Source organism: Azoarcus sp. TTM-91, from assembly GCF_012911025.1.
Lineage (GTDB): Bacteria > Pseudomonadota > Gammaproteobacteria > Burkholderiales > Rhodocyclaceae > Azoarcus.
The window spans coordinates 1-12,480 of the sequence record NZ_WUEI01000123.1; the positions used below are offsets into that span (position 1 = coordinate 1).

The 12,480-nt window shown below is 69.9% G+C and carries 5 protein-coding genes; 4 read left to right on the forward strand and 1 reads right to left on the reverse strand.

The window, feature by feature from the left end:
- Positions 1-175: 175 nt before the first annotated feature.
- Positions 176-2,440 (reverse strand): TonB-dependent siderophore receptor, encoded by a 2,265-nt coding sequence (locus tag GRF61_RS20715; protein WP_211166119.1) that lies wholly within the window; start codon positions 2,438-2,440, stop codon positions 176-178.
- A gap of 223 nt (positions 2,441-2,663) precedes the next feature.
- Here GRF61_RS20715 and GRF61_RS20720 point away from each other — a divergent pair, with 223 nt between their 5' ends.
- From GRF61_RS20720 to GRF61_RS20735, 4 genes are all read left to right on the forward strand, one after another.
- The gene (locus tag GRF61_RS20720; protein ID WP_169152519.1) at positions 2,664-3,383 is read left to right on the forward strand and encodes a response regulator transcription factor; all 720 of its coding nucleotides are present in this window, start codon (positions 2,664-2,666) and stop codon (positions 3,381-3,383) included.
- Positions 3,384-3,620: 237 nt separating this feature from the next.
- On the forward strand, positions 3,621-4,067 hold the full coding sequence (locus GRF61_RS20725; RefSeq protein ID WP_169152520.1) for a cytochrome c: 447 nt from the start codon (positions 3,621-3,623) through the stop codon (positions 4,065-4,067).
- Between the two features lie 307 nt (positions 4,068-4,374).
- Positions 4,375-10,599: a filamentous hemagglutinin N-terminal domain-containing protein gene (locus GRF61_RS20730; protein WP_169152521.1), complete on the forward strand. Its 6,225-nt coding sequence runs from the start codon at positions 4,375-4,377 to the stop codon at positions 10,597-10,599.
- A complete protein-coding gene (locus GRF61_RS20735; protein WP_211166120.1) occupies positions 10,599-12,257 on the forward strand; it encodes a ShlB/FhaC/HecB family hemolysin secretion/activation protein in 1,659 nt (552 codons plus the stop codon). Before GRF61_RS20730 ends, GRF61_RS20735 begins: the two co-directional genes overlap by 1 nt.
- Positions 12,258-12,480 lie beyond the last annotated feature (223 nt).

The window sequence follows — 12,480 nt, forward strand, 5'->3', positions numbered from 1 at the left end:
GCTGGCTGGCTGGCTGGCTGGCTGGCTGGCTGGCTGGCTGGCTGGCTGGCTGGCTGGCTGGCTGGCTGGCTGGCTGGCTGGCTTGCCCGGAAAGGCAGGGGCACCGACGGAGCCCCTGCCTTTCCGGCGAAGGCGGTAGCCGCGGCGGCTCCGGCGTCTGGCCGGCGGGCCGCGCTCAGAAGCGGGTGTTCAGGCTCAGCGTGATGCGCCGCGGATCGCCGTAGATGGAGCCGGCATAGAAACCGTAGCGGCGGTAGTAAGTACGGTCGAACAGGTTGCTGATGTTGAGCGCCACATCCGTCTTCGCATCCACCTGGTAGCGCGCCATGGCGCTGAACAGGGCATAGCCCGGCAGCGTGACCTTGGTCGCCGCGCTGGCGGTGACGCCGTTGCTGGTGCTCAGCGGCGCGCCGGCCGGGCTGGAGACGGTAGGGATCTCGCTCTGCGCGGTCATGCCGCCGCCCACGGTGAGCTTGTTCCACTCGCCCGGCAGGCGGTAGGTGGTGTTCAGCCGCAGCAGGTGGCGCGGGTCGGAGCGGCCGGCGGTGGTGCTGGGGTCATCCACGTCGATGTAGGTGTAAGCGCCATAGATGTTCCAGTTGGGCGTCAGCGCGCCGGCCAGTTCGATCTCGAAGCCGTTGGTCTTCACGCCCTTGCCCTTGGCCTTGTAGGCCTGAGCGCCTGTCGGCGTGAGGTTGGCACCGTCAGCCTCGGCCATGTTCTGCTGCTCGTTCTCGAACACCGCCAGCGAAGCGTTGAGGAGGCCGTCCAGGAACTCGCCCTTGATGCCGGCTTCGTAGCTGGCACCGGTGATCGGGTCCAGATACTTGCCATCCACATCCTGCGAGGATTGCGGCTTGAACATATCGGTGTAGCTGACATACGCCGAGTAGTTGCGGTCGATGTCGTACACCACGCCGGCATAGGGGGTGACGACGTTCTTGTTGCCGCTGGGCGCGCCGTGGGTCTTCGCCCCGGCGGCGGTGTAGGCGTCGGCATAAGTGCGGTAGGTGCTGACGCGGGCGCCGAGGATGACGGCCAGCGGGTCGGCCACGCTGAAGCGGCTGGCGAGGAAACCGCCGTGGTTGTAGGTGCGGGTGATGGTCTTGGCGCCAGTGCGGGAGTGCAGCAGCGGAGCGAAGCTGCCATCCCAGCTATCCCAGTCGTTGATCGCCGCGCTGGCGCTGATGCGGCTCTGGCAGTTGCTGGCGAGTGCCACGCCGTTGAGCGAGCAGCGCATGCCGTAGGCGGTGGATTCACTCCAGGCGCTGCTGTAGCCCAGCATCAGCTCATGGGTGCGGCCGAAGAGTTCGAACGGGCCGGAGAGCTTCCAGTCCATAGTGCTCATGCTGTTCACACCTTCGGAGTGGAAGGCGTTGAGCACCGCGCCGCTGCCGTCCTGGTTCCAGTAGCCGCCGTAGCCGCCGCTGGTGCTGTTCACCTTGGCCACGCCCAGGTGACTGGTGGTGGCACCCCACATCTGCGCCGCCGCCAGTTCGGTCTTCCAGCCGCTGTCGAAGCGGTGTTCCAGGCGGGCGAAGGCAGTGGTGGCTTCCACCTCGCGGTAGCTCCAGTCCGCCACCGGGTTGGTCTTGCGCGACAGGCTGGTCTTGCTGCCGTCGGCGAACCAGATGGGCACGTTGGCGCCCCAGGTGGCGCCCTTGATGTAGCCCTTCTCGTGCTGCAGGCCGGCACCCAGGGTGGTACGGCTGCCCAGGTCCATCTCGAAGCTGGCGAGCGCGCCGTAGTTCTCGGTGGACTGGCGCTCGCGGAAGGAATCCGCCTGCTCGCTGCTGATGACGAAGCGCGAGCGCACCGAGCCGTCCTCGACCAGCGGCACGTTCACATCAGCCACCAGCCGGCGCTGGTCCCAGCTGCCCACCTGCAGGCCCACCTTGCCGCCGAAGGTCTTGCCCGGCCGCTTGCGCGTCAGGTCTATGGTGGCGGAGGCGTCGCCGGTGCCGCCGAGCAGGCCATTGGCGCCGCGCACGATGTCCACCCGGTCGTACAGGTCCATGTTCACCGCCATGCCCATGCTGTTGAAGCCGGTGCTGCCGTTGTAGGCCATGCCGTCGATCTTGTAGTTGCTGATCTCGCCGCCGCGGGCGCGGTAGGTGGTGCGGGCGCCGACGTCCATCTCGGTGAAGGTGATGCCGGCGGTGGTGGCCAGCACCTCGTCCATGGTGTGGATGTTCTGGTCGTCCAGCTGCTGGCGGGTGATCACGGTGACCGACTGCGGCGTCTCGCGGATGGACAAGCCCAGGCCGGTGGAGCCGGCGCTCTCGTCGGCGATGTAGGCACCGCTGCCTTCGGTAATGCCGGCCGCGGTGCCCTGCACCTTGACCTCGCCCAGCGTCAGCTCCGGCTTGCTCTCCTGCGCCCAGGCCGGCGCCGCGGCCAACGCCGCCTGCACCGCCAGCGCCAGCACCGCCGGCTTCACTCCCCGCCCCGCTCGGCTGCGCGCGCTGCCGGCCCCTGCTGTGCCGGCTCCGACCCGGCTCGACTGCAATACGTTCATACGCCCCTTCGTAATATGAATCATTATCATTGCCAAAAACAGGGCGCACTCTACGGGGGGCCTTGATACGATTGGTTTCGTTCTATTGGCCTTATGTAATGGCTTTGTACATACCTGCAGATGCGGCGGACGCGCTGTCCTGCCCATGCTGAATCGCGACATCCTGATCGCGGATGCGGACGCCGGCCTGCGCATGGCGCTGCCGCCGGTGCTGGCGCGGCGCGGCTACCGCAGCCGGGCGGTCGCCAGCACGGCGGCATTGCGCAGCGCGCTGGCGGCACAGGCGACCGACCTGCTGCTGCTCGACCCGGCCTTGGCGGACGAGCCGCAAACCGCCCTCTACGCCTGGCTGCGCGCGGCCGCGGTGCCTTTCATGCTGCTCTCCACCCGCGACGCCATCGACGCCCGCCTCGCCGGGCTGGCCGCCGGCGCCGAGGACTACCTGGTGAAGCCGGTGGACGTAGAGGAGGTCGGCGCCCGCATCAAGGCGGTGCTGCGCCTGGCCGGCGCGCCGGTAGCCGCTGCCGGCGATCACTACCTCCCCTTCCGCGGCTGGAAGCTGGACACCCGCAGCGCCGAGCTGCTCGCCGCCGACGGCAGCTGCCACCGCCTGCCGGTCAGCGACTACCGGGTGCTACTGGCGCTGCTGGATGCGCGCAACCGCATCCTCGGCCGCGACGCGCTCTACCGCCAGGCCTTCGGCCGCCCCGCCAGCGCCGGCGACCGCGCGCTCGACGTCTGCATCAGCCGCCTGCGCCGCCGGCTGGGCGACGACGCCCGCCGGCCGATGCTGATACGCACCGTGCGCAACGAAGGCTACATGCTGCACGCCGACGACGGCGCGGCGGAACGCAGCGGCGGCTGAATACGCCGGCCGGGCCTCGGGACGAGCGGATCGCCCTTGCGCCGGCACCGGCCCGGGCCGCGCCAGCGGAACAAAAGGCGGCGGCTCCGGGTCCAGTCCCGGCGTGCGCGCCGCCAGCAAAAAGCAGCCTTCCGGCGACACCCCTATAATCCCTGCCCTCGTAGCGGGAATGCTCCCGCCGGCCGTAGCACCGTGCGGCTTGCCCCGCCCTCTCCCCTCTGCTCCCGATCCCAGCCGATGCGCCACCTGCTCCTGCCCCTGATCCTCGCCAGCCTCGCCCTCGCCGCCTGTGGCGAGAAAGTGGAAGACACCCGCCCCGGCCAACCGGTGAAACACCGCCAGGAAGCCTTCAAGGGCTTCATCCGCGCCTTCGAGCCCATGGGCACCATGCTGCGCGACGACAAGTACGAACAGCAGGCCTTCGCCCACCTCGCCCAGGCCCTGGTCGCCCAGCGCGACGCGCCGTGGAGCTACTTCGGGCCGGACACCGACTACCCGCCGAGCAAATCCACCGCCGACGTTTGGAAGCGGCCGGAAGCTTTCGAGGCCGCGCGCCAGCGCTTCATCGCCGCCACCGACACCCTGGACACCGCCGCCGCCAGCGGCGACAAGGCCGCGGTGAAGCAGGCCTACGACGCGGTGTACGACAGCTGCAAGGCCTGCCACCGGGATTTCCGCAAATAAGCGGCTGAAGCAGCGCCGCACGCTCCAGCGGCGCCCAGCCCCTGCAGGCCGGCGCCTGCTCCGGCTCTCCCATCGCGCGGTACGCCCCTGCCCTGCACATGCCGCGGCCGCCTGCAAAAAACGGCCAGTCGGAACATGTAAAGAAATGAAAGCAGGAAGCCCATCTCGGGTAGCATTCGGGGCTTCCGTCCCAGCATGACACCCGCACGGCCGCGTCACGCCACAGGCGTCGCGGCGCTTCTGCATGTCTGCCGTGCATCTGCGGTGTCTCCGGGACGAGTGCAATCCAATCGAATCAAGGGAAAGCATGAACCGGATCTTCAGTGTCGTCTGGAGCCGGGCGCTGCGCGCCTGGGTGGTCACCAATGAGCACGCCGTGCGCCGGGGCCGCCCCGGCGCCGGGCGGACCAGCACCAGTCGCGCCGGGCAGCCCGAAGCCGGCCGCGGGAGCCGCCATGCGCTGCCGCTGCGGTCCGCGCTTTGCCTCGCGCTGGGCGCCGCCGGCCCGCTCCATGCCGCCGACCTGCCCACAGGCGGCGAGATCGTGCTGGGTAGCGGCCAAATCGGCACGCCCGCCGCCAACCACATGATCATCGACCAGAGCAGCGGCAAGCTGGCGATCAACTGGCAGAGCTTCGATATCGGCGCTGGCAACCGCGTCACCTTCCGGCAGCCCGGCAGCGACGCCATCGCCCTCAACCGGGTGCTGGGCAGCGACGGCTCCAAGATCCTCGGCCAGCTGGACGCCAACGGCCGCGTCTTCCTGATCAACCCCAACGGCATCCTGTTCGGCAGCGGCGCCCAGGTGAGCGTGGGCGCGCTGGTAGCCTCGACGCTGGACCTGTCGAACGATGACTTCGCCGCCGGCCGCTACCGCTTCAGCAGCAGCGGCACGCCGGCCGCGGTGATCAACCAGGGCACGCTCAGCGCGGCCGATGGCGGCGCGGTGGCGCTGCTCGGCGGCAAGGTGAGCAACCAGGGTGTGATCAGCGCCCGCCTGGGCACGGTGGCGCTGGCCGCCGGCAAGGAAATCACCCTGGACTTCGCCGGCGACGGCCTGCTCAACGTGCAGGTCGACCAGGGCGTGGCCGAAGCGCTGGTGGAAAACCGCCAGCTGATCGCGGCCGACGGCGGCACCGTCATCCTCACCGCCCAGGCCAGCGACGCCCTGCTGCGCACGGTGGTGAACAACACCGGCGTGATCGAGGCGCAAACCGTGGGCGAGCGGGAAGGCAAGATCCTGCTGCTGGCCGGCATGGACGATGGCGTGGTCCACGCCGGCGGCACACTGGATGCATCCGCGCCCGATGGCGGCAACGGCGGCTTCATCGAGACCTCGGCCGCCACCGTGACCCTGCTGGACGGGCTGAAGGTCAGCACCCTGGCCGCAAGCGGCACCACCGGCACCTGGCTGATCGACCCTTACGACATCACCATTTCGGCTTCCAGCAGCAGTAGCGTGTCTGTCAACGCAGGCGGGTCCCCCTGGCAAGTCACGCCCACCGGCACATCGTCCAACATCAACAACACAACGCTGTCCGCTTACCTGTCTAGCTCCAACGTCACCATTTCCACCGTGGGTGCCGGCTCGGCGGCGGGCAACATCACGGTGACCGCGCCGGTGAACTGGAGCGCCGCCACCACGCTGACCCTGAACGCCGACAGCACCACCGGCGGCATCTACCTCGGCGCCAACATCACCGGCAGCAACGCCGCCAGCGGCCTGGTGCTGAACGCCGGCGCCGGCGGCATCTCCCAGTCGGTCGGCGCCATCACCGTCGGCACCCTGACGGCAAACACCAGCAACGGCGGCTCGGTGGCGCTGACCCTGTCCGGCAACGCCATCGCCACCCTGGCCGCCTCCAGCGCTGCCGGCTCCTTCAGCCTGCTCAACGGTGGCGCCCTCACCGTGTCCGGCGCAATCAGCAGCAACGGCACCACCACCATCGGCACCACCAGCGGCAACCTGACCATCGCCGCCGCCCAGAGCGACAGCCACGCCAACGCCAGCCTGACCCTGAGCGCCGGCGGCGAGCTGATCATCAAGAAGGACATCACCCAGAGCGGCAGCAACGCCGCGCTGGTACTGAACCACGGCAGCGGCTACAGCCTGCGCGACGGCGCGCGCGTCACCTTGTCGGACGCAGGCTCCAGCCTGAGCATCAACAGCATCGCCTACACGCTGATCCGCGACCTGGCCGGCCTGCAGGCCGTCGGCGGCAGCGGTCTGTATGCGCTGGCCACCGATATCGACGCCAGCGCAAGCGCAGGCTGGGACGCCGGGGCGGGCTTCGCTCCGATCAGCAGCTTCAGCGGCACCGTCGCCGGCCTGGGCCACACCATCGACAGCCTCGTCATCAACCGCCCCGCAGCCTCCCAGACCGGCTTGTTCGGCACAACCGCCGGCGCCGTGCTGCGCGACCTGACGCTGTCCAACGTGAGCGTGACCGGCGCCGCCCGTGTCGGCGCGCTCGTTGGCAATGCCAGCAATACCGCGGTGAGCAATGTGCATGTCACCGGCTCGGTCTCCGGCTACCAGGAGGTCGGCGGTGTGGCCGGCTGGTTCAGTGATTCGAGCTTGCGGGATTCGTCCTCGTCCGCCTCGGTCAGCGCCAGCTACAACACCGCCGGCGGTCTGATCGGTTATGGCTACTACGGCATCGACATCAGCGACGCCTATGCGACCGGGCCGGTGACCGCGGCCGGCAGCGAGGCGGGCGGCCTGTTCGGCCGTGTCGCCGAGGTCACGCTGACCCTGAACAAGGTCTACGCCAGCGGGGCGGTTTCCGCAGCCTCAAGCACCGGCGGCCTCATCGGCATCGCCAACGGATCCAACACGGTGACGGCCCTGTCCGCCTATTGGGATGTTGACAGCACCGGGCAGGCGGGCAGCGCCGGCGCTTACGGCACCGGCATCGCCAACGCCAATGCCTACACCCAGGCCACCTATGGCGGCTTCGACTTCACCAATACCTGGGTGATGCTGCCCGGCAGCACCCGGCCGATGCTGCGCAGCGAATACTCGACCACCGTCTACACCCCGCACGCGCTGCAGCTGATGGCGCTGGACCTCGCCGCCAGTTACCGCCTGGGCACGGATCTCGACCTGAATCCGTCCTTCACCGCCAATGGCGGCTACTACGGCGACGTATGGAACAGCGCGGGCTTCAGCCCCATCGGCAGCAATGCCAGCCACTTCACCGGCAGTTTCGACGGCCAGGGGCACACGCTGAGCGGGCTTTTCATCAATCGCGGCGGAGCCAACTACATCGGCCTCTTCGGCTACGCCCAGGGCGCGGCGATCCAGAACCTTGCCCTGCTCGGCGGCAGCCTCACCGCGAACAGCAATGTCGGGGCCCTGGTCGGCTACATGGCGGGCGGCTACCTCGGCAATGCCTCCAGCTCGGCCACCGTGTCCAGCATCAGCACCGGCGAGTCCAACACCGGCGGCCTCGTCGGCACCAACGACGGCGGCACCATCAGCGATGCCTCGGCAAGCGGCGATGTTACCGGCGCCGGCTACCAGGTCGGCGGGCTGGTCGGCTACAACGTCAACGGCGGCCTCATCCGCCGCAGCTACGCCAATGGCGACGTCATCGGCACGGCCTCCGCTTCTGGCTACATCGGCGGGCTGGTCGGCGCCAACGGCTATACCGGCAACAACGGCGGCACCATCACCCAGTCCTACGCCACCGGCACGGTGACCGGCGCCGCCGGCCCCATCGGCGGGCTGGTTGGCCACAACGAGGGCAGCATCAGCGACTCCTATGCCATGGGCTCGGTGATCGGCACCGGTTCGGCCACGAGTATCGGCGGGCTGGTGGGGGTCAACTTCGTCAACGGCACCATCGCCACCAGCTACGCCACCGGCTATGTCAGCGGCAACCTCACCGGCGGACTGGTGGGGTACAACAACAGCACCTCGGGCGCAATCCTCCAGAGCTACTGGAATATCCAGACCTCCGGGCAATCCTCAGGCGTCGGCGGCGGCGTCGGCAGCGCCACCGCGCGGACCACCGCGCAGTTGCAGGGCAGCCTGCCAGCCGGCTTCTCTTCCTCCATCTGGGGCGTGGGCTCCAACCTGTATCCCTACTTCAGCTGGAATTACAGCACCACCCCCATCGCCATCTCCGGCACCGCCTACGGCAGCGCCGGTGGCAGCGCGCTGGCCGGCGCCACGGTCACCGCAATCTCCGGCGGCGGCGTCATCGGCAGCGCGAGCAGCGGCGCCAACGGCTACTACTACATCCTCGGCACCGCGGACACGCTGGACGCCAACGGCGCCCTCAGCTACCTCGACGGCCACGCCACCCAGGGCGCGGCCTACGCCGACACCGTCGGCCTCAACGGCGTCCAGGGCATGGACATCTACGGCAACGCGGTGCATTTCATCGCCGGCAAGAGCAGCCTCAGCGCTACCCGGAGCGCCTATGTGGCTGCCCGCGGCGCCTACGCCGACAGCGACCTGAGCTTCCTCTCGACTTCGTCGCTGACGCCGCTCACCAGCGCCGGCTACGGCGTGTACCTGGACGCCAGCGGCAGCTACCTGCTGGATGCCTCGCTCGACTCCGGCGGCGCGCTGTCGCTGGCGAGCGGCGGCGGCTTCAGCCTCAGCGGCTCGCGCACCCTGAGCGCCGGCGGCACCCTGACGCTGCACGACACGGTGTCGTGGAGCGACGCCTCCACCCTGACGCTGAGCACCAGCGGTGGCAACGCCATCGTCGTCGACGGCGCCATCACCGCCGCCAACGGCACCCTCGCCCTCGACGCGCCTGCGGCGGGGATCGGCGCCACCGCCGCCATCGCGGTAGGCGTCTTCGACCTGCAAGGCGGCCACTGGTCCCAGCTCTCCGCCAACCTGCCCAGCTTCAGCGCGGGCGACTTCCGCCTCGGCAGCGGCACCACTTTCCTGCGCGCCAGCGGTGGCGACGGCAGCACCGCCACGCCCTACCTGATCGAGGATGTGTATGGCCTGCAGGGCATGGCCTCGACCAACCTGCTCGCCGACCACTTCGCCCTGGCGGCGGACATCGCCGCCAGCGGCACCGCCGGCTGGAACGGCGGCGCCGGCTTCAACCCCATCGGCACCAGCGGCACCCCGTTCAGCGGTTCTCTGGATGGCCAAGGGCACACCATTGGCGGCCTCACCATCAACCGTGCCGCCACCAACGGCATCGGTCTGTTCGGCGTCACCCAGGGCGCAACCATCCGCGACCTCGGACTGGTGGGCGGCAACATTGCCGGCGCCAACCGCGTCGGCGCGCTGGTCGGCTTCATGCAATACGGCAGCCTCAGCGGCAGCTTCGCCACCAGCAGCGTCAGCGGCGATGCGCTGGTCGGCGGCCTGGTCGGCCTGAATGGCCTGGCGGGTAGCGGCGGCACCATCAGCACCTCCTACGCCGCCGGCGCGGTCAGCGCCGCCACCGGCGCGGCAGGCGGTTTCGTCGGCGGTAACGCCGGCATCATCATGGACGCCTACGCCACAGGCACGGTGAGCGGCGGCGACAGCGTCGGCGGATTCGTCGGCACCGCCGACAGCGGCAACATCTCCAGGGCCTACGCCACCGGCGCGGTCAGTGGTGGCACCCAGCTCGGCGGTTTCGCCGGCAACGTCCAGGCCGGCGCGGTCAATACCGGCAGCTTCTGGAACACCGACAGCACCGGCCTGCTTAGCGCTACTGGCGCGGGCAGCAGCGCCGGCATCACCGGCCTGACGAGCGCGCAGATGCGCTCGCTCGCCACCTACGCCGGCTGGAGCATCGACGACGCCGGCGGCACCGGCTCGGTCTGGCGCATCTACGATGGCTACACCGCGCCGCTGCTGCGCACCTTCCTCACCAGCCTCACCGTCACCGGCGGCAACGGCAGCAAGACCTATGACGGCACCGCCGCCAGCACCGACGTCGGCAACCTGAGCTACAGCCCCGGCGGCTACGATTCCTCCCTGCTGCTGGGCAGCGCCAGCTACGCCACCGCCAGCGCCAATGCCGGCAGCTACAGCGGCGGCACCCTCAGCCTGGACGGCCTCTACTCCACCCAGCGCGGCTACGACATTACCCTCGTCGCCGGCAGCTTCGTCATCACGCCCAAGGCCATCACCGTCACCGCCAACAGCGGCAGCTCCAGCTTTGGCGGCGGCGGCCTCGCCAATCCCGGCCTGAGCGCCAGCGGGCTGATCGCCGGCGAGGACGTCTCGGTACTCACCGGCCTGAGCAACAGCTTCGGCATCACCGCCGCCACCCCGGCCGGCACCTACACGCTGACGGTGAATGGCAGCCTGACCAACGGCAACTACACCCTCAGCCAGCGGGTGGACGGCAGCTGGACGGTAACGGACGGCGCCCCCCTCGATCTGCCGGCTTATGCCGAAGCCGTGGCCTCCACCAGCCAGAGCGATCGGCGCCACCCGCCGCCGCTGGCCACCGCGGATGCCGGTGCCACGCCTCCCCTGTACGAAATCGTCGCCGGCGGCCTGCGCCTGCCCGGCTGCGCTGGCGCCCCCGACTCGCAATGCGCCCAAGGAGCCCGCTGATGCGTTTCCCCCACATGCTGCCGGCCGGCATGTTCGCCACCGCCCTGCTCACCACCCCGCTGCTCCAGGCCGCGCCGCCCGATGCCGGCCAGTCGATGCGCGAACTCGAGCAAGGCCCGCCGCAACTGCCACCGCGCCAGCGCCTGGAGCTGGAGCTGCCCGACAGCCCCAGCGGCAGCACGGCCGACGACGGCAGCCGGGTGCAGGTCAGCCGCTTCCTCATCGAAGGCAACACCGCCATTTCCACCGCCGAGCTGCAAGCCGAACTGGCCGACCTGCCCCAGCGCAGCCTGTCACTGGGCGAACTGCGCGAAGGCGCCAGCCGCCTCACCCGCCTCTACCGCAGCCGCGGCTACCCGCTCGCCCGCGCCTACCTGCCGGCGCAGGAAATAGACCAGGGCGTGGTCAGGATCGCCGTGCTGGAAGGCCGCTACGGCCAGGTCCGGGTGGACAAGGCGGACGGCATCCACGCCTGGGCGCTGGCACCGCTGCATGCGCTGCGACAGGGCGACGTGGTCCGCGCCGATGCGCTGGAGCACAGCCTCCTGCTGCTGCAGGACACCCCGGGCCTGAGCGTGCGCTCCACCCTGAAACCGGGCGCAGAGGTCGGCACCAGCGACCTGGTGGTTCAGGTGGAGCCGACACCGCTGCTGAGCGGCAGCGTGGATCTCGACAACTACGGCAACCGCTACACCGGCGCCTACCGCCTGGGCGCCACGGTGAACCTCAGCAACCCGCTGGGCATCGGCGACCAGCTGACGCTGCGAGCGCTGGGCACCGACGAAGCGCAGCGCTACTACCGCGCCGCCTACCAGCTGCCCGTCAGCCCCTGGGGCACCCGGCTCTCCCTCGCCTACTCCAGCATGGACTACCAACTGGCGCGCGACTTCGACGACCTCGACGCCCACGGCACCGCCCGCATCGCCAGCGCCCAGCTATTGCAGCCGCTGGTGCGCAGCCGCGACTTCTGGCTCTCCGCCGGGCTGGAGTTCGCCGACAAGCGCCTGCGCGACAAGATAGACGCCTTCGCCTACCGCAAGGACAAGCGCGCCCGGGTTCTCAGCGCCGCCCTCGCCGCCTCGGCGCAGGATCAGTGGCTGGGTGGCGGCAGCACCAGCGCCACGCTGGAATACAGCGTGGGCGACCTGCACATCAAAGACGAGGCCGAGCGCCAGCTCGACCGCAGCACCGCCCGCACCGAAGGCAGCTTCGCCAAGCTGGTCGCCAACCTGCAGCGCCTGCAGCGCCTCACCGACCGCTTCAGCCTCTACGCCCGGCTGCAGAGCCAGTGGGCGGACGGCAACCTCGACAGCTCGGAGAAGCTCAACCTCGGCGGCGCCTACGGCGTGCGCGCCTATCCGCAAGGCGAGGCGGTAGCCGACGAAGGCTGGCTCACCAGCATCGAACTGCGCTACGCCCTCACCCCCGCCTGGCAGCTCAGCACCTTCCTCGACCACGGCCAGGCAAGGCTGAACAAGCGCAGCTGGGATGAAGACGACAACTACCGCCAGCTCTCCGCCGCCGGCCTGGGCGCCAGCTGGAGCAAGCAGGGCTGGGACATCAACGCCGTGGCCGCCTGGAAGCTGGGCGCCGAAGAGGCCGAGAGCGACAGCGACCGCAGCCCCAGGGTATGGCTGCAGCTAGTGAGGCGGTTCTAGGACTCAGGCGAGCGCGGCTCGTCGCGCCGCGGCGCGGAGGGCTCAAGGGACGGGGACTTGGGGCCCGGCGATACGCGGAACGCCGCCTGTGGCGGCACGGCGGCGGCAGGGTACCCGGCCGGCTCGCTTCCCCCCTCGCCGGAGAGAGCAGGGGAGAGGAGCGCCAAAGGGGCGGCTACGTTCCAGCCCCACGCGGCCCCACCTCTCCGCCCCGCGGCCCTGC

Coding starts and splice junctions, on each gene's coding strand:
- GRF61_RS20720 (WP_169152519.1), top strand. CDS start 2,664: ATGCTGAATCGCGACATCCTGATCGCGGATGCGGACGCCGGCCTGCGC.
- GRF61_RS20725 (WP_169152520.1), top strand. CDS start 3,621: ATGCGCCACCTGCTCCTGCCCCTGATCCTCGCCAGCCTCGCCCTCGCC.
- GRF61_RS20730 (WP_169152521.1), top strand. CDS start 4,375: ATGAACCGGATCTTCAGTGTCGTCTGGAGCCGGGCGCTGCGCGCCTGG.
- GRF61_RS20735 (WP_211166120.1), top strand. CDS start 10,599: ATGCGTTTCCCCCACATGCTGCCGGCCGGCATGTTCGCCACCGCCCTG.